We start from the raw sequence: 17,794 nt of genomic DNA, 5'->3' as shown, positions 1-17,794 counted from the left end.
AATTCAGGGCGTGCGCCCTCACATCCGCGCGTACCGGGCCATCACGAAGCAGTAGATCCCATACGCAGCGAGTCCTACTGCCGCCAACAGCAGAAAGAGTTGGCCTGCAGGCCAACTCGCGACTGTCTTCACCGCACCGTCGATGCCGGTGGCTTTCGACGGGTCGGCAGTGACCGCCGCGACGACGACGAGAACCCCTGCACCGATCAGAACAAGTCCCTTGGCCGAGTAGCCCACGATGCCGGTGACATTCACAGCCGGATTGCCGTCGATGGTCAGGTCATCGAAGAACGCGCGAGTCAGGCCCTTGTACATGTGGTAGACGCCGACCGCGATGATCACCAGCCCCACGATGACGAGCACGAACTTGCCGAGCCCAGAGCCCATCAGCCGAGCACTCATGCCCGCGTTCTGCCGTCCACTCGACTGCCCATGACCGAGCGCGAACTGCGCCGCAGTCCAGGCGAATGCGAAGTAGACAACTGCGAGTGCACCTGCTTGTGCGCGATCGAACCATCCGTCGTCGTCGCCTGCCTTCGGATTGGCGGGGTGCGGGCCGAGGATCACCTCGGCCACCCGCCACAAAGCCATGGCGACGAAGGCGACGACGGCGACCCACAACGCCACACGTCCGCCCTGCGAGGACGCGAACATCGCGAGCGCTCCGGACTGATCAGCATTGCCTGTGTCGCCGAATGCCAGTCGTGCCACGATGAACGCGATCAACAGGTGCAGTAGGCCGCTCGTCACATGACCGCCACGCGCCAGCGCTTCGAACCACCCGTTGTCCGTCGCCTCCCGAACAGCGTTCTTACCCGCGTGTATCCCGATGATGGCCGTCACCCCTCACGTCGTGTCGATACCTGTTTGCTTCTGCCTACACCGCCGTGTCGGGGTAGGTACCGTCACCGAGGTCGGGGTCGGGCAGGGCGTCGTCGGGATCGATCAGCACCACCCGTCGGCCGTCGAGTCGTACGCGGCGCATGCCCTCGAGCACCATTCGACGTCCCACGTCACTGAAGTGGCTCACTCCGGAGACATCGAAAACCACTGTCGGCGAGTCGGTGTCATCGGAGTCGAGCGCATCGAGGATGTACTCCGCGCCACTGAACTGGATGACACCCTGGATCTGGAACGTCGTCGTGTCTTCGGCGACCACGACGTCCCGCAGGACCGTCGTGCCGTAGGGCTCGGCGTCGACGAGATGCATGTTCATGTCGTTCGAGAGTCGCCGGAAGGCGGCGACGCCACGGACGCTGTTCCCGTGCTCGTCGAGTCGCGGCGAGAAGACGGCGATGCCGCACTGCCCCGGTAGCGTGCCCAGGAGTCCTCCTGCGACACCGCTTTTCGCGGGGATGCCCACTGTGGTGAGCCATTCACCGGCGCCGTCGTACATGCCGCATCCCGCCATCACCGACATGACCTGGCGAGCAACCCTTCTGTCGACGACTCGTTCGTGGGTCGTCGGGTGAATCCCGCCGTTCGACAGGCACGCCCCCATCATCGCGAGATCGCGTGCCGTCACCAACACCGAGCACTGGCGGGTATACCCGTCGACGATCTCGTGCGGTGTAGCAGTAATGATGCCGTAATTGCGCAACATGTGGGCGATGGCGAGATTACGGTCCGCCGAATCGATTTCGGAGCGATAGACCTCTTCACCGATCCGTAGCTCCCGTCCGGCGAGCGTGGAGAAGAAGCTGCGCGCGCGGTCGACCCGCGCTTCCTCGGTCGCGTCTGCTCCGACGAGCAGGCCATGGGTGGCGATAGCGCCCGCGTTGATCATCGGGTTGCGCGGTCGGCAGGTGTCGCCCTCGAGGGACAGCTCGTTGAATGCCTCACCCGAGGGTTCGACCCCGACCGTTGCCGACACAGCCTCGAAACCGCGATCGGCGAGCGCGGCGGCATAGGCGAACGGCTTCGAAATCGATTGGATCGAGAACTCGACCTCGTCGTCGCCCACACTGTAGGTGCGGCCGTCGACGGTGGTCAGAGCGATAGCACAGCGGTCGGGGTCGGCGGCCGCGAGCTCCGGAATGTAGTCGGCGACGGCTCCGCCGTCGTCGTCGGCCAGGGAGTCGAGCACTTCGGTGAGATAGTCGCGGACGGGTGAGTGCATGCGGTTTCGACGCCTCCTTGCGTTGTGGCGCCAGGGTACCCAGTGCCGCGCACGGGGCGCTCGACCCGGCTCGGGAGCATCACAGGCGTCGTCGTGGATTTGGTCAGCGGGCGAGTCCCGTCACCTCGTCGAACCCGGCGGCCAGACATTCGACGAGCACGTCGATATCCGGTACGGCGGCAACATCGACATCGATTCCCAGACAGCAATCGTCGACGTAGCTGAGCAGGGTGATGTTGAACGACGCACCGATCGTGGGACCGAAGACGTACTGCCGGGTGATCCGCCCACCCGCGAGGTAGAGCGGTACCGGTGAACCGGGCACGTCCGACGCGAGGAAGTCGACATGCTCGAGCATCGCGCCGACCGCCGACGAGGGCAACACGTTGAGCGCTCCGGCGATCGACTCGGCCAGCGGCACTGCCGGCTCGCGCCGCCACCCTTCGATGACCTTGTGTATGCGCTCGATGAGTTCGCGCGGCGTCGAAGTATCACAGGGAATGGCGATGCGCAGCAGTGTGATTCGATTTCCGCCGAATGCCGAGTCATCGTCGGCGCGGAGATTCAGCGGCATCGTGACCCGCAGATGGTCGACATCAGTGCCGTGACGCCGGTGGTAAGCGCGTATGCCGAGCACCGTGCCTGCCAGGAAGGCGTCGTTGAGGGTTCCTCCGGCAGCATGTCCCGCGCCCGTCAATGATGTGACGGGCACGTCGAGTGTCGCGAAGCGGCGCCGGGTGCTGCGTTCGGTCATCACCGGTGACGCCGTGCGCATGACCGGCTCGACGATCCGAGCCACCGACACCGAGGTCCCCGCCACCTCGCGCAGCGCCCGGATGGGACGCAACAGCATGCGGGCGCCGAGGCCACTCGTCGTCCGCACCACTCCACTCACCAGTCCGGCGGCGGTCGTCGCGTACCAGCCCGCGGTGGAGAAGATCGACGGTGCGCGCGCAGCGCTCGCCGTCTCGGGCACGGGCGGACGGGGTGTCCCTGCTCGCTCAAGGTCCATGATCTCCGCCGCAATCGCGACGGCACCCACGCCGTCGGTCAGCGAGTGGTGGAACTTCATCACCACAGCGGCCGCCGGAGCGTCGGAATCGGTGTCGTCGCAATGGGTGTCGCCGTCACGGGTATCAAGGCCGTCGAGGAGGGTGAACTCCCACATCGGCCGCGCTGGATCGAAGGCCGTCATCCCCGCGGTGCGCGCCACGTCGAGCACCCCGGCAAGGTTCCTCGGGTGCGGGGCGTCGAGGTGGTGGAGATGCCAACTCACGTCGAAATCCGGGTCGTCGACCCACCGTGGCGGTGCGAGTCCTCGATCGGGAACGAGTCTGCGACGCATCGCGGGGAGCACCTGAACGGCTCGCGCGACAGTCGCGCAGAACCGCTCCCAGTCGGGAGAGGCGTCGAGCAGGATGACGACGACCACGGTGGATCGCAGAACCGGATTCTGCTCCATCCGCCAGGTGAACATGTCCGATTGACTCATCCGGACGACGTCGTCGCTCACGGATGTCATTCTCCTCCCGCGCGCGGCGCGATGGAGCCGTTTTCACCAGCGCGTATCACTCCGATGGGCGCGGCGAGAGCTACAGGCGCGCGAGGAGTTCGGCCTTCTTCGTTGCGAACTCCTCGTCCGTGAGGATGCCGCGGTCGTGCAAACCAGCGAGCTGTTCGATGGCGGCAAACACGTCGTCGCCACGCACGGACGGCGGGGTCTGTGCCTGCGGGGCCTGCTCCGGCATCGACGGCGCGGACTGCGACGGTACGAAAGTGGACGGCTCGGGAGTCGGTGCCGTCTGCGGCCGCTCGGGGGCGGGCGCCGCGACGGGGGTCGCCTCCACCTGCTGGTTGGTCAGCTCGGTCAGGCTCGACACGTCGAAGGTGCCGAACTGACTCGAGAAGCTCACCGAACCGGGATAGCCGCCCTGTTGCTGTTGGACACCGCCGATCTGGTGCTCACCGGTGTCGAACACGCGAGTCACGCCGTTCTGCTGGATGGCAAGACGCCGTGTCGCAGGAAAGACCGCGTACTTCGAGTCGTTTTGTCCACCGGTAGAACTCGGCACACCGAGGTCGGCGGGCCACCAGTTGTTCGCGGTGGCGAAGCCGTACGACGAGCCGGATGCGGCGGCGGGCGGGAACACCACAGTCGTGGCGAGCAGCTGCGACAGTTCGTTGCAGAGGCCGTCGACCCGCGCTTTCAGAGCGTTGTCGAACATGTTGCCGACCATCGTCATGCCACCGCGCATCCACTGTCCCGAGCCACCGAGCTCGGGGATGGAGAACTGCGCCATCGTGCCGCCGCCGCTGTTGACGGCGTACAGCATCGCCAGGACGGCATCCTGCGACAGCCCGTAGCGGCTGGAGATGTCGGTGATCGCCCGTTCGGCGTCGGGGGTGAGTGCGCCCTGCATGCTGTGACTCTTTCGTCGTCGGAATGCGCACCAAGTGTACGAGCCGAGCCGGTGCCAGGCAGGGGGCGATTCGAAGCTGCTGCTGTTGTTGATCGTCAGTCCTCATCCGCGGGCTGCAGGCTCGGTGATCGATCCGTTCACATACTCGGATCCATCGATGGGAACCACTGACGGCCAATCCGAGCCGTTCTTTGTGTCGAACCCTGAGCAGAGAGCGCCACGCCAATCAGGAGACGACCAATGAGAACAGCCCTCCGCACGGCAGTCGTCACAGCGACGGCCACCGCAGCATTCACTCTCGTCGGGTCTCTGAACGGCGAGGCTCACGCGGCCCCGCAGCCGCCCTTTCCCACCGGCCACTACAGCGGGCAGCTGACCGGATGGTCGACGCCTGCCAATGCCATCTGGTTCGGCAAGGACTTCACCGGCGCGACGGTCATCAACGACACGATTGCCGGCCGAATCGTCCCCGCCGACGTTTACCGCGCCAACTCGGTGGTCAATGGCCGGCCGGTCATCGTCGTGGATTACGCACGGTCCGGGCTCCCCGGCATCCGCGACGAACTCACCTCAGACGGACGCGGCGGCTACAACGGCATCGGCGTCGCGGGAAGTACACCGGCACTCACCTTTACGCTTCGTCGGTGACCACCGCCCGTCGGTGACCACCTCCCCTTCGCCGTGAGAAGCGAACCCTGACCAGCAACACGGTAGATGCCGAGCATGAATCGCGAGCTGCACTGCTCCAGTTCGGTGGAGGGTTCGGCACGTCGCGAGCGGCGACCACCCGACATCCTCCACCCCCCATTCTCCGATCTTGACGGACAGCGTACGCAGAATCTGCAGTTGACCTCTCTATATGTCTGTGCAAGAGTACTCGTACGAACTATTCGTAGGTAGTTGTGCAGTTTCGCCTACGAATGTCGGCCGAGTGGTCAATGAAGCCCGCAGCTCAGAGGCGATGCGTCCCTCCCGAGCATTCGTCGTTCAGCTCATGCCTTCACACTAGGAACGCCTGATGACAGATACACCAGCCGCAACAGCCGTCGGCCCGTCCGCGGACGACGACGGCAACCCTCTGCACAGCGGGTCGATGAAGGTTCGACACCTCGTGGTCTTCGTCATCGGAGCGGCATCGCCGTTAACAGTGCTGGTCGGCTTCGCTCCTCTGGGACTCGGCGCCGCGGGGGCATCGTTCCCCCTGGCTTACCTGGTGCCGGGCCTCATATACCTACTCTTTGCTGTCGGCTACACGGCAATGAGTAGACATTTCCGAGGATCCGGAGCCTTCTATGCCTATATTTCCGAGGGATTCACTCGGACCGTGGGAGCCGGAGCGGCGTTACTGGCTTACGTCGGCTATCTGGGCGGCCAGATCGGTTTTGTGCTGGCATGCGGCGTCTTCCTCTCCGCGACAGTCGGTTCCATTGCCGGATTGACACCTCCGATCTATGTCTGCGCGCTGGTCGTTTCGGTGGTCGTGGCAATTATCGCTTACCGGAAGGTCGATTTTGGAGCGCGAATCCTTCTCGTGCTCATGGCTCTCGAGCTGGGCACCCTCGCGGTCTTCTGCGTAGCAGTCCTGGCGCACGGCGGACACGAAGGTATCTCACTGGCCGGAATAACATTCGGCTCGGTCTTCTCCAGTGGTGTCGCCGGCGCTTTCCTGCTCACATTCACATCATTTGTCGGATTCGAGCAAACAGCGGTGTACAGCGATGAGTGCGTCGAGCCCGCGAAAACGATCTCCCGGGCGACATATATTGCTGTTGCCGCTTTGACTTTCATCTATACATTCTGCGCATGGGTTATCGTGCAGGCCATCGGGATCAGCAGAATCGGCGATGTTCTTTCGGGCGACCCATCAGCATTGGTATTCACGCTCAACAGTGAGTTTGCCGGCGCCACCATGACCGAAGTAATGCGCTTGTTGATTGTCACGAGTTTCTTTGCCGGGTGTCTCGCACTGCATAACGTGTGCACTCGCTATTTGTTCGCGATGGGAAGAACCGGGGTTGTGCCGTCAGTTCTCGGCCGCGTCTCACCGACTACGATGACTCCCAGTGTTGCGGGTGTCGTCCAGTACCTGTTGGTATCGGGCGTTCTGCTTGCTTTTGCTTTTACACCCACGGACGCATACACGCAGGTCGTGGTGTGGACCACGAGCCCAACGATCTTGACAGTTCTTGTCCTCCAGGTACTGACGTCGGTCGCCGTTGTGAGATTCTTCCGACGCAACGACTACGGCGAATCCCGATGGAATCGAGTCGTGGCACCGACTGCTTCGGCGATAGTTCTCGCCATGGTCGCTGTCGTCCTCGTCGCAAACATGGGACAGCTCACCGGACTTGGCACGGCAGGTAACGCATTGATCTTCGTGCCGCTGGTCGTCGCCGCCGGCGTCGGGTTGACCCGGGGGTTCATTCTGACGCGTACGCACCGCCGCCGCAGGTCCGGCGACCAGTGACCACGACATCGACCGATGCCGACATGAGATCACCTGACGTGTGGACCGGATGAGCTCAGAACAGAAAGAGGAAGGTGAGTATGGACAAGCTGCAGGCGTGGTCACAACCCGGAGGACTGATCGAGCGACCGGGCCAGTATCCCGAGGCATCTGAATTATGGTGCTACACAGACAAATTCAGCTACCTGGGCGGCGAGAACGTCTCCATCATGGTCTACGCGAACACCGATGAATACGACGTGGAGATCATTCGGGACGGCGCTCGCCCCACGACGGTCTTTACTCAAACGGGACTTCCCGGCAGACAACACCCGACGCCGGCCGACGCGTATGCGGTGGGGTGCGGCTGGCCGGAATCGCTGTCGGTCGTCGTCGATTCCGAGTGGGAGTCCGGCTTCTATCTCGTCATTCTGAGAGCACGACATCGCGGACGTGTGGTCGAGAGCGAGGGCTTCTTCATCGTTCGATCGTCAACGCCCGCCGACGCTGACTTCGTGCTGATCCACACGACGAGCACGATGCTGGCGTACAACGATTGGGGCGGGGCGAATCACTATCGCGGGGTGGTGAACGAGGAGGGCGACGACCTGCCAAGTCCCGTGTCGTCTACCCGACGTCCCGTCGCACGGGGAATGCTGCGGAAACCGGCAGGCGCGCCCCGCAACGTACATACCGACAGCCCCGAACCCGGATGGATTCCCAGACACCCCGCCTACGAATGGGCTTGGCTCAATGGCTATTCCCGCCACCACGCCGATTCGTTCTGGGCTACGTACGAACGACCGTTCACCGTCTGGGCCGAGGAACAGGGCTACACCTTTCATCATGTGACCCAGCATGATCTGCACGCGGATTCCGACGCGCTGGCAGGCTACTCGTGCGCAGTCATCGCCGGGCACGACGAGTACTGGACATGGGAAATGCGCGATCGAATCGACGCATTTGTCGATGGCGGCGCGGGCCTCGCCAGGTTCGGTGGGAACTTCCTGTGGCAGGTGCGCCTTGATCTCGACGCAGGCACCCAAACCTGTTTCAAAGATCCGGCCGCCGACCCGATGCTCACGGTTGATCCGACGCGCGTGACCACGGCGTGGGACTGGCCGGAGATCAACCGGCCGGGAGCACACACGATGGGGCTCACCGGCAACGCCGGAATCTATTCGCGCTTCGGTGCTACAACGCCTCGGTCGAGCGGCGGGTTCACGGTCTATCGGCCGGACCATTGGGCGCTGAAAGGCACGGACCTCTACTACGGCGACGTTTTCGGTGCAGCCCCGATCGTCGTATTCGGTTTCGAGGTGGACGGCGTCGACTACACCTTTCGGAAAGGATTGCCGTACGCCACGGGCGCCGACGGAGCCAGCAGTGACCTCCAGATCATTGCGATGGCGCCGGCCGTTCGCGGTTCGCGCGACCTCTGGAACGGTACCGTCGCCATCGGTGCGCCTCTCGATGAGGCAGAAGAGCTCGCTCACGCGATGTTCAACGGGGACACTCCGGATCATCTTGATACAGAGTTCGGTTCCGGAATGATTGCCGAATACTCCAGGGGCGCCGGCACGGTCTTCAATGCCGGATCGGCGGAATGGGTCAGTGGACTGATGCGCCACGACGGCTTCACCGAACGAATCACTCGCAACGTACTCGATCGGTTGGGTTCGCCTGCAGCAGAAGACATTGCCGGGAGGAAACGATGAACGACGAGACGATCATGCCAGCGCCTGTCGGTCCGGTCGACGCGGCGGTAGTGCCGCGGTACGGCGGCGAGAGTACCTTTGCTCGACTACCTCGCCTGGATAGCGTGGCCGACGCCGACGTACTCATCTGGGGAGTCCCCATCGACAGTGGTGTGAGCTACCGACCGGGCACGCGATTCGGCCCCACGCACATCAGACAGGGCTCACGGCTACTGCGACCCTACAATCCGGCGAACGACCGATTTCCGTTCTCGCGCAACCAGGTTGCCGACGCCGGAGACATCGGGGTCAGTCCATACGACATCCGAGCTGCAATCTCCGCCATCGAATCATCGGCTTCGTCGCTTGTCGGGACCGGACGAACTCTGCTGACCCTGGGCGGCGATCACACGATAGCGTTGCCGCTGCTGCGCGTTGCTCACCGAATGTACGGCCCCCTCGCCGTTCTGCACTTTGATGCCCATTTGGACACCTGGGACACCTATTTCGGTGAACCGTATACGCACGGCACACCGTTTCGTCGTGCTTCCGAAGAAGGCCTGATCGACAGAGAGCACTCCATGCACGTCGGATTGCGCGGCCCTCTCTATGCCAAGCTCGACCTCGACGAGAGCGAAGAGATGGGGTTCGCGGCGATCAATTGCCGCGAGTTCGCTCGTACCGGCATTGATGCGCTGATCGACCGAATGCGGGCACGGTTGGGTGACCGGCCCGTGTACGTGTCGGTGGACATAGACGTGCTGGATCCGGCTCACGCGCCGGGCACGGGCACCCCTGAAGCAGGTGGCCTGACAAGTCGCGAACTTCTGGAGATGGTGAGAGGCCTGGCGGGCTTGAACATCGTGGGGATGGACATCGTCGAGGTGAGTCCTGCTTATGACCACGCCGAGTTGACCGCGCTCGCGGCGGCGCACACCGCCTACGAGTTGCTCAGTGTGGTACCGGCGCGACGCTGAGGAAGCACCGAGTAGTGGTGACCGGTGAGCGTCCAGACGGTTTCGGTCGCCGTTCGTTCTTATACCGTGAAGCAATGGCCACAGGTGCGAATGCCACTGCGAAACCTCCGATCGATGACATCGATCGACGCATCATCGAGTTGCTTCAGCACGATGGGCGTGCGAGTTTTCAGAACATCTCCGAGGCGATCGAACTATCACGTCCATCAACCAGGGCACGGGTTCTGCGTCTTCTCGACGATCGAATCGTCGAAGTGCGAGGGGTTGTCCACCCCTCGGTGTTCGGGCTGCACGCCTATGCGCACGCGTCGGTCGTCGTGACGGGTCCTGCCGCCCGGGTAGGTGAGGTGCTTGCCGCCGATGAAGACGTACCGTTTGTCAGTGTCACCGCCGGAGCGCATGCTCTGGTGGTCGAGTTGCGATGTGCCGATCAGCAGAGTCTTGCAGCGGCGCTGGCGAGGATCACCGCGATTGACGGGGTCGCCCAGGTCACCACTTCCAGTTACCTCTCGATCGCCAAAGACGCGTACTGGCCTCCCAGGCCGTTGTCTGTCAGTGACGTAGACACCACCGATCGGCTGCTCTTGGAGATGCTGCAACGAGACGGTCGTACCAGTTTTGTCGAACTCGGCAAACACACGGAACTCTCACCATCCGCAGTGCGTACGCGTGTCGCGCGTCTGATCGACGGCGGTGTACTGCATATCGGAGCGCGCATCCGTCCTGACGTACTCAACACCCAGCATGTCGTGGGATTCGGGCTCACTGTTCATGGTGATTCGAGTCCCGTCATCGAGAAACTGCAGGAGTGGGACACCATCCAGTACCTTGCGTCGTCCATTGGCCGCTACGCCGTCATCGGTACCGCGATTTCGGTCTCGCACTCACAGATGGCCGAAGTCATTGACCTGATCCGCGCCAGCCCAGGCGTTCACGTTGTCGATACCTGGACTCACCTTCGCTTCGTCAAGGAAGACTACGACCACTCGCCAGTCGGCTAGTGCTCGCCACCGGGCCTCGCGGTCACCGACGCTTCCGGCTCACGCCACGCGGCTGCAACAGCACTACTCAGCGTGACTCAGCGATTCCACAGCACGGCGCGAGGATGCTTGCGCCATGCAAACACGTGTGAGGATCGCGCTCGGAGGTGTCCTATTGATGGTTGCCGCGGTCTACGCGCTGCGGTTTCTGCTGTCTGGTGGAGCACCCGTTCGAATCGACAGCGTCGTGATGTCCTGGTTTGTAGGCATACGTACCCCCGCGCTGACGACCGCGACCACGTATCTGACTGTGCTTTTCGGTCCGTGGGCTGTCGCGCTATGGGCCGGGATCACCGGGCTTACCTTCTACGTGCACGACGGCACGCTGCGCCGATCCGCCACCCTGCTGAGCACGGTCGTAGCGGCCGCTGTTCTGTGCGAGGTGATGAAACTGGTTGTGGCACGACCTCGACCGCCGGTCACGGACCAACTAGGGGTCCTCGAGACCACCTACTCGTTTCCGTCGGGCCATGTGACCGGCACTGCTGCATTGGCTTTCGCAATTGCGGCGCTGACCGCTGGCCGAATGCATCGCCGTGGCGCGATCGCGACGTGGATCGGCGCCGCGATCGTGGTTCTGACTGCCTCGGCGACCCGGCTCTATCTGGGCGCGCATTGGATCACAGACGTGATGGCGGCGGTGTGCGTCGCCGGTGCCTGCGCGCTGCTCGTGCTCCCAGCCGCCGATACAGTCGCGGATCGGCGACATTCGTTTCTCCACCGCGTCCACACCCACGGGCAGCGATCACACTTTGGCTCGTAGCCATGTTCGTCCTCGCTGATAGTGATGGCCCTGCCGACGGGAACGCCATGACGTTCACGGCCAGTCACTCTGTCGGAACGATGCTGAGGGAGTACGCCACGTGGTTCGCGGCACATCACCACCGGCGTCACGCTCAGCGGTGTACGGCGCCGCTCACCGTGTTTAGTCTCGACACGTGTACAAGCATCCGGCTGCAGCGCTTCGACGAGCCGCCGAATGGATTCGTCCTATACGCATGCGGTTGACCCTTGTCGCGACAGGTTTGGTCATGATCGCATTGGCCATTGCGGCGGTTGTCATGGTCGAGGCATTGCATCACGTATTGCTGCGTAACGCCGATGCTGAGACATCGGCGCGAGCCGAGCAGATAGCCGGCTCGATCAGAACAGAACGGGGCCCTGCCGGTATCGATCAGTCGCTACTTGCCACCAGTAAGAACGTGGCCGCGATCCAGATCACCGACGCATCGGGTGCCATTCGAGTGACCAACAACCCGATGTACTCGCGCCCCATGGCGCCGCCGCTCGAAGCAGGGCATCGGCTGACCGTTCACGGCGCGCGTGCAACCGACACCGACCAAGAATTCCAGGCAACCGCGCTCGGCGTGGGAACCGCAAACGGTACGTTCACCGTCCAGGTCGGCGCCGAAGAAGCTCCGATCAATGCTACCGTGGCCGCTCTTGGAGTGCTGTGCTCGATTGTGTTTCCGTTCATCGTCATCGGTATGGCCATACTCACCTACGTTTTCGTTGGTCGCGCCCTCCGACCGGTCGACGACATCCGGATCCGCGTCGAGGAGATCACCGGCGGGGACCTCGATCAGCAAGTTCCGGTACCAGCAACCGCGGACGAGATTGCGGCTCTGGCGCGCACCATGAACGAGATGCTTCATCGCATCGCGTTGTCCCGACAACGACAACTGCAGTTCGTCAACGATGCCTCGCATGAACTCAACAGTCCGCTCACCACCATCGTCGGGCTTCTCGATCTGTCGAGCACCACATGCCAACCGATCGACGCCGACACTGTCGACTCCGTGCTGCTTCCCGATGCACTGCGACTGCAGCGGATGGTTGCAGACCTACTGATCCTCGCACGTGCAGACGAAAGCGGTATCCCTCTGCGAGTCGACGACGTCGACCTCGACGAGATCGTCAACACAGAAGCCGTTCGCCTCGACGCCGTGACCACGCACACCGTCGACGTGTCCCTCAAGGCGACCCGGGTCAGCGGCGACGCCGACAAGTTGGCACGAGCCCTGCGCAACGTCGTCGACAATGCGATGCGATATGCAGTCAGTCGCATTGCAATTCGAATGGATGTCGATGACGCCCCGTCACACAGTAAGTGTCACCGTGTCTGACGATGGCCCCGGAATACCCGACGGCGAGAAGTCGCGCGTGACAGACCGGTTCGTGCGACTCGACACGTCACGGCAGCGAGGATCGGGAGGTTCAGGGCTCGGGTTGTCGATCGTCACCGAGATCGTGCGTGCCCATGGCGGGGTCGTCGTCATTGAGGATTCGGACTACGGAGGCGCATCTGTCGGATTCCGACTCCCGTTGCAGCAGATGGATACTCAATCCCCACCGTCTTCGGCGAACCGATAGCCTACGCCGCGTACTGTCTGGATTGCTTTGCAGCCGAATGGCGCATCGATTCTCCGACGTAGATAGCTGACATACACCTCGACCACGTTCTCGTCACCGCGATAGTTGATGTCCCAGACCGAATCGAGGATCTCGCGCTTCGTCACCACTTCACCCTTGTGGCGCAACAGGAACTCCAGCACGCTGAATTCACGAGGAGTAAGCGTCAGTTCGGTGTCGCCACGGCGCGCAGTATGGCCTGCGGGGTCCAACGTCAGACTCCCAGCGGTCAACACTGCCGGACGCGCCGGTGCGCCTCGTCGAGCGAGGGCCCGCAGTCGCGCGATCAGCACAACAAACGAGAACGGTTTGGTCAGATAGTCATCGGCGCCGAAGTCAAAGGCGTCGGCTTGGTCGTACTCGCCGTCCTTGGCAGTCAACATCAACACCGGTGTCCACACGCCCTGGCTGCGCATCGACCGAACGACCTCGTAGCCGTTGAGGCCCGGCATCATGATGTCGAGGACGACGACGTCGAAGTGTTCGGTTGACGCCTTCTCCAGCCCGGCCGCTCCGTCGTCGACCACATCTGCGACCCACCCCTCGGCCACCATCATCCGGCGTACGGTTTCCGCGACATTGTGATCGTCGTCGACGATGAGCACGCGCACCTGAGTTCTCCGTTCCCGCCCACACATTACTCACCTGCCGGCGCACCTCTGGCATCGTTCCGAGCATCAGGCCCCTGCACGCTACGACCTGCACGCTGTGGAAACACTGAGTACCGCGTCGTGGTTGACATCGTCGCCCAAGGCAGTAGCGAAACCTAGCGTTACCAGGGGTGATGGATGGATCGTATTGACAGTGCGCTTTCAGCGACTCTTCAGGCGAACTGCCGATCATGGAGTCACACCAAAAGCAGTATCCGTCGTCAGCGATCGGCTTGACGATGGGGCTGCCAGCCCTTGGAGTCACCCATGAACACCGTCAATCCTGTCAGCCGTGCGCGGTGGATCACCGTCGGGATCTCTGCTGCGGCGGCGGTCGCCACTGCAGCGATAGCCACTGGCCTGGCCAGCGCCGAGAGTTCCCACCACTCGACACCCTCGACGACCACGCCCTCGACGACGACCCCGTCGCCCACCACGAACCCGGGTACACCGTCGAGCGTGACGACATCAGACGGCAGCTCGTCGGACGGCACGTCAGGAACCGGGACATGGTCGCCGACGTCGCCCTTGAGCAACAGCGACAGTCCGAACTCTCACGCCGACACGGCCGCGTCATGACGGGGACGATCACGGCAGGGACGATCACGGCAGAGGCCGAGCGGGTCTATTCGTTATCCCTGCGCGCCATCGGCACACATGTCCGCCTGCTCACGCCCGATGCCACCGTTCTCGATGCCGCGCGTGTGATGCTCGCCGACCGTCTCGAGAGCCTCGATAGGGTCGCGTCGCGCTTCCGCACCGACAGTGAACTGGCTCAGATCAATCGCGCATCACGAATCGCGGCGGGCGAAGGCCGCGATGTCGTACGACTGTCCGTATCGCAGGAACTCGCCGAGCTTCTCGCCCATGCTCTCGAGGTCGAGTCGCTCACCGGCGGACTGGTCACTCCAACGGTCGGAAACGCCTTGATCGCTGTGGGATACGACGCCGACATCGAAGTGGTTCGTCACCGCACCGAGAGTGCGCGATCCACGGATCGCCCGCGTGGCGTAGACATGGGCTCGGAGTGCGTACTTCAGGGAAACACTCTCACCGTGAGCGCTGGAGCGGCACTGGATCTCGGTTCGTCGGCCAAAGCCTTCGCAGCGCACCAGTGGTCCGCCAAGATCGCCTGTCGAGTCGGAGCAGGGATTCTGCTCGACCTCGGAGGCGACCTCGCCTCCGCCGGTCCAAGTCCGAGTGGCGGGTGGCGAGTCGGCGTCGTGGACTGGACCGGAACGACCCGACAAGTGGTTGTGGCCGACGGTGGTCAGTCGTTCGCCACGTCGTCGACGAAAGTGCGTGTCTGGCAAACGGGACAACGCCGACGGCACCACATCATCGACCCGCGGACCGGATCTCCCGCGCGCACTCCGTGGGCGCAGGTGACCTGTGCGTGCGCGGCGACGCAGTGGGCGAACGCTGCGTCGACAGCGTCGGTCATTCTCGGTGTGAATGCTCCGGAGTGGTTGTCGGACAGAGGCATTCCCGCACTATTGATTGCCCACAACGGAGCCGAGACCCGGGTCGCCGGATGGCCACCGGCAACCGCTACAGATGCCGGGGCCCAGCGATGAGCGGGCAATGGCTCTGGTACGCCTCCCGCGCCGCTGGGATCGTCAGTCTCCTCATGTTCACCGCCGTACTCGTTCTCGGAGTTGTGACGGCCGGGACGACACGTGGCGGGAGATCGGCGACGGCGACCGTGCTTCACCGGAGCCTGGCTGTTTCGTCATTGGTGTTTCTTGCCTGTCATGTACTCACGGCGGTGCTCGATACCTACGTCGATATCGGCTGGCAGTCGCTGATCGTTCCGTTCGCCTCGAGGTACGAACGGTATGCCGTGGGTCTCGGGACGATAGCGCTCGACGTGGGACTGACGGTGATCGTCACTTCACTGCTCCGCCATCGGATTCCGGAGCGAGCCTGGCGCGCGGTGCACTTCTCTGCCTACGCGATGGCACTCTTCGCCGTCATCCACGCACTGATCATGTCGAGTTCCGACCAGCCGGTCCTCACCGGCACTCCATCACCTGCGCAGTCACGATCGTTCTCGCCGCCGCGCTACGCCTCGGCTACCTGCGAACCACATCGCGCACCCGTCACCTCGAACTCGTCAGGGAGTGGACATGAGCACAGTGATCGACCTCGTCGCCGCCGCAGGACTCTGCGGACGAGGTGGGGCCTCGTTCCCCACCGCTGTGAAACTGCGGGCGGCCGTCGACAACGACGCCTCCCTCGTGATCAACGCCTGCGACGGCGAGTGGGGTGCACGTAAGGACGCCTGGGTCATCGCGCATCACCTTCGAGAGGTGATCGACGCGGCGCAGCACATCGTCGGCGACCGATTCCAGATTGCGGCTCACCGCGACTCGACCACGCTCGAACTCGTCCGTCGCGCCGGGTTGCGGGCACTGGAGGTACCGCAACGATACGTATCCTCCGAGGAATCGGCACTGGCGGCGCTGGCCGCGGGAGACCTGGCTCGACCGATCATGCGCTTCGCGCCGATCACCTCGGGAGCGCGCTCGTCAACGGGTAGGCCGATACCGCCCACCCTGGTCTTGAATGCCGAAACACTCTGGCGTATAGCGCAGATCGTCCACCGTGGGCCGCGGTGGTTCCGGTCGATCGGTACGTCTACCGAGCCCGGCCCCCGCCTGGTCGCCCTGGGCGGGGTGGTCGCCCGTCCGGGAATCTACGAAACAGCCGCGGGAGTTGGGCTGCACGACCTACTCGCCATGGCCGGCGGGCTATCGATATCGTCGGAATACCTGTGGTTCAACGGAATCGCCGGAGGATTCCTGCCGACCCGATTGGCCACTCGTACGCAGTGGTCCGCAGACGGTCTCGCTCCCCACCGTCTGCGCATCGGTCCCGCGATCATCACCGCCCTCGACGCGCGTACCGATCCGTGGCGACTGGTCGGTGACACAGTTGCCTACGCAGCGGGTGAATCAGCTCGGCGATGCGGCCCTTGCACATTCGGGCTGCCCTCTCTCGCAGAGGACCTGAATCGAGTCCTCAGCGCGCCCACGCCCGACCAGCGGTACCGACTCGCCCAACGACTATCTCAGTTACGCCGACGAGGCGCATGTCGTCATCCCGACGGCGTCGTCGAGTTCGTGGAATCCGCGTTGCGGACGTTCGGGGACAGACGCCCGCCGTCGTCCTTGAACGCGCCGCTGTCGGCAACACGAACCGAGTTGACGGAGGTATGAGATGACTCTGATCAACCGCCTCACCGGCGTCGAACCACCAAGCACCGAACCCCGCCTCGCAGTCGACCGCGTCGCCTGCGACGGGCGCGGTCTGTGCTCAGTCGTACTCGCTGATTACGTACGACTCGACGAGTGGGGCTACCCCATCGTCGACGACGATCAGGTCCCGGCAGACGCAGGTGCCACAGCCATCCGACTCTGCCCTGCCCGTGCGCTTCGTTGGCGGTAGCGGGCAGGTGAAGCACCCTGCCTCCCGCTCGCCAGAAATCGAAGTGGGTACGCCACTATCCAAGCCAGACGGCACGAGCGCCGGAGTCGCCGACCAGCACGACGACGATGACCGCACCGACCCCGACCACGACGCAGCCAGCCGCCAGCGCCATTCGTGACCAACGAAGGGTTCTCGACGACAGCGCGAAGGACACCCGAGCGAGCAGCCGATCGTCATGAGCGGCCCAGAACAACACGACGACCACGAAGAGCGCGGCTACCCAGTAGTTCATCTGCCCACCGATCTCGGTGTGCTTGTGTAACAACCCGGTTCGAGGCACCTGCTTCTCGAGTGCCTCCCCGGCCGACGCGGTCAGCGGAGTCACCACCACAGCCACCAGTGCGACGAGAGGTGTGATCACGCCCAGTCGACGACGTCCCGCAGGCCAGGTCGCGGTGAGCACCGCGAGCAGGCCGGTCAGAGGTATGACCACCACAGCGAGGTGAACCAACAGCGGGTGGGCGGGCAGGCCGGTAATGGTGTTCATAGCGGGAGTGTCGCTGACGGCCGCTTAAAGCACGCTGAACCCGGATTCCGTCGC

General features: G+C 63.5%; 18 protein-coding genes. 11 read left to right on the top strand and 7 right to left on the bottom strand.

All coding sequences use genetic code 11. The features are described from left to right. Positions 1–18: 18 nt before the first annotated feature. The 4 genes from GOACH_RS16795 to GOACH_RS16780 form a co-directional block, all read right to left on the bottom strand. Positions 19–843, bottom strand: a complete 825-nt coding sequence (locus GOACH_RS16795; RefSeq protein ID WP_005177251.1) for a DUF1206 domain-containing protein — start codon at positions 841–843, stop codon at positions 19–21. Between the two features lie 34 nt (positions 844–877). After that, positions 878–2,119, bottom strand: a complete 1,242-nt coding sequence (locus GOACH_RS16790) for a glutaminase (protein WP_005177250.1) — start codon at positions 2,117–2,119, stop codon at positions 878–880. Between the two features lie 103 nt (positions 2,120–2,222). Then, entirely contained in the window at positions 2,223–3,641 is a 1,419-nt protein-coding gene (locus GOACH_RS16785) for a wax ester/triacylglycerol synthase domain-containing protein (protein ID WP_040519024.1), read from the bottom strand. A gap of 70 nt (positions 3,642–3,711) precedes the next feature. After that, on the bottom strand, positions 3,712–4,539 hold the full coding sequence (locus GOACH_RS16780; RefSeq protein ID WP_005177248.1) for an SHOCT domain-containing protein: 828 nt from the start codon (positions 4,537–4,539) through the stop codon (positions 3,712–3,714). 240 nt (positions 4,540–4,779) lie between these two features. Here GOACH_RS16780 and GOACH_RS16770 point away from each other — a divergent pair, with 240 nt between their 5' ends. The 8 genes from GOACH_RS16770 to GOACH_RS24325 all read left to right on the top strand — a co-directional run bounded on the left by GOACH_RS16770 (position 4,780) and on the right by GOACH_RS24325 (position 13,072). Then, a complete protein-coding gene (locus GOACH_RS16770; RefSeq protein WP_005177247.1) occupies positions 4,780–5,187 on the top strand; it encodes a hypothetical protein in 408 nt (135 codons plus the stop codon). Positions 5,188–5,650: 463 nt separating this feature from the next. Further along, complete coding sequence (locus GOACH_RS16765) at positions 5,651–7,006, top strand: APC family permease (RefSeq protein ID WP_245551928.1); 1,356 nt, start codon at positions 5,651–5,653, stop codon at positions 7,004–7,006. A gap of 80 nt (positions 7,007–7,086) precedes the next feature. Next, positions 7,087–8,703 carry a N,N-dimethylformamidase beta subunit family domain-containing protein gene (locus tag GOACH_RS16760; protein WP_005177234.1) on the top strand — a complete coding sequence of 539 codons (1,617 nt, stop codon included), beginning with the start codon at positions 7,087–7,089 and terminating at the stop codon, positions 8,701–8,703. Next, the gene (speB, locus tag GOACH_RS16755; protein WP_005177233.1) at positions 8,700–9,659 is read left to right on the top strand and encodes an agmatinase; all 960 of its coding nucleotides are present in this window, start codon (positions 8,700–8,702) and stop codon (positions 9,657–9,659) included. The genes GOACH_RS16760 and speB overlap by 4 nt, the downstream gene beginning before the upstream one ends. Before the next feature lie 74 nt (positions 9,660–9,733). Continuing rightward, positions 9,734–10,660, top strand: coding sequence for an Lrp/AsnC family transcriptional regulator (locus GOACH_RS16750; RefSeq protein WP_052004049.1), 927 nt, complete (start codon positions 9,734–9,736; stop codon positions 10,658–10,660). A 115-nt stretch (positions 10,661–10,775) separates the two neighbouring features. Further along, positions 10,776–11,462 carry a phosphatase PAP2 family protein gene (locus GOACH_RS16745; RefSeq protein ID WP_052004048.1) on the top strand — a complete coding sequence of 229 codons (687 nt, stop codon included), beginning with the start codon at positions 10,776–10,778 and terminating at the stop codon, positions 11,460–11,462. Between the two features lie 175 nt (positions 11,463–11,637). Beyond that, positions 11,638–12,825, top strand: a complete 1,188-nt coding sequence (locus GOACH_RS16740) for a sensor histidine kinase (RefSeq protein WP_005177228.1) — start codon at positions 11,638–11,640, stop codon at positions 12,823–12,825. Then, a complete protein-coding gene (locus GOACH_RS24325) occupies positions 12,740–13,072 on the top strand; it encodes an ATP-binding protein (RefSeq protein ID WP_306302293.1) in 333 nt (110 codons plus the stop codon). The genes GOACH_RS16740 and GOACH_RS24325 overlap by 86 nt, the downstream gene beginning before the upstream one ends. Here GOACH_RS24325 and GOACH_RS16730 read toward each other — a convergent pair. Both GOACH_RS16730 and GOACH_RS16725 read right to left on the bottom strand, forming a co-directional pair. Next, positions 13,042–13,722 (bottom strand): response regulator transcription factor, encoded by a 681-nt coding sequence (locus tag GOACH_RS16730; protein WP_005177223.1) that lies wholly within the window; start codon positions 13,720–13,722, stop codon positions 13,042–13,044. The genes GOACH_RS24325 and GOACH_RS16730 overlap by 31 nt on opposite strands. Before the next feature lie 260 nt (positions 13,723–13,982). Further along, a complete protein-coding gene (locus GOACH_RS16725) occupies positions 13,983–14,255 on the bottom strand; it encodes a hypothetical protein (protein WP_157227799.1) in 273 nt (90 codons plus the stop codon). A gap of 15 nt (positions 14,256–14,270) precedes the next feature. Between GOACH_RS16725 and GOACH_RS16720 the strand changes: the two genes are divergently transcribed. The 3 genes from GOACH_RS16720 to GOACH_RS16710 all read left to right on the top strand — a co-directional run bounded on the left by GOACH_RS16720 (position 14,271) and on the right by GOACH_RS16710 (position 17,211). Further along, the gene (locus GOACH_RS16720) at positions 14,271–15,338 is read left to right on the top strand and encodes an FAD:protein FMN transferase (protein WP_245551927.1); all 1,068 of its coding nucleotides are present in this window, start codon (positions 14,271–14,273) and stop codon (positions 15,336–15,338) included. 552 nt (positions 15,339–15,890) lie between these two features. Then, positions 15,891–16,982, top strand: coding sequence for an NADH-ubiquinone oxidoreductase-F iron-sulfur binding region domain-containing protein (locus tag GOACH_RS16715; RefSeq protein ID WP_005177216.1), 1,092 nt, complete (start codon positions 15,891–15,893; stop codon positions 16,980–16,982). A 1-nt stretch (position 16,983) separates the two neighbouring features. Further along, positions 16,984–17,211: a ferredoxin gene (locus GOACH_RS16710; protein WP_005177215.1), complete on the top strand. Its 228-nt coding sequence runs from the start codon at positions 16,984–16,986 to the stop codon at positions 17,209–17,211. Between the two features lie 55 nt (positions 17,212–17,266). On the opposite strand, the gene GOACH_RS16705 is transcribed toward GOACH_RS16710, so the two are convergent. Next, positions 17,267–17,740, bottom strand: coding sequence for a DUF2231 domain-containing protein (locus tag GOACH_RS16705; RefSeq protein ID WP_005177214.1), 474 nt, complete (start codon positions 17,738–17,740; stop codon positions 17,267–17,269). Between the last annotated feature and the right edge of the window lie 54 nt (positions 17,741–17,794).

The sequence above is a fragment of the Gordonia aichiensis NBRC 108223 genome (assembly GCF_000332975.1).
Taxonomy (GTDB): domain Bacteria; phylum Actinomycetota; class Actinomycetes; order Mycobacteriales; family Mycobacteriaceae; genus Gordonia; species Gordonia aichiensis.
Note: the sequence above shows the minus strand (reverse complement) of the source record. Positions and strands in the feature narration are given on the sequence as shown.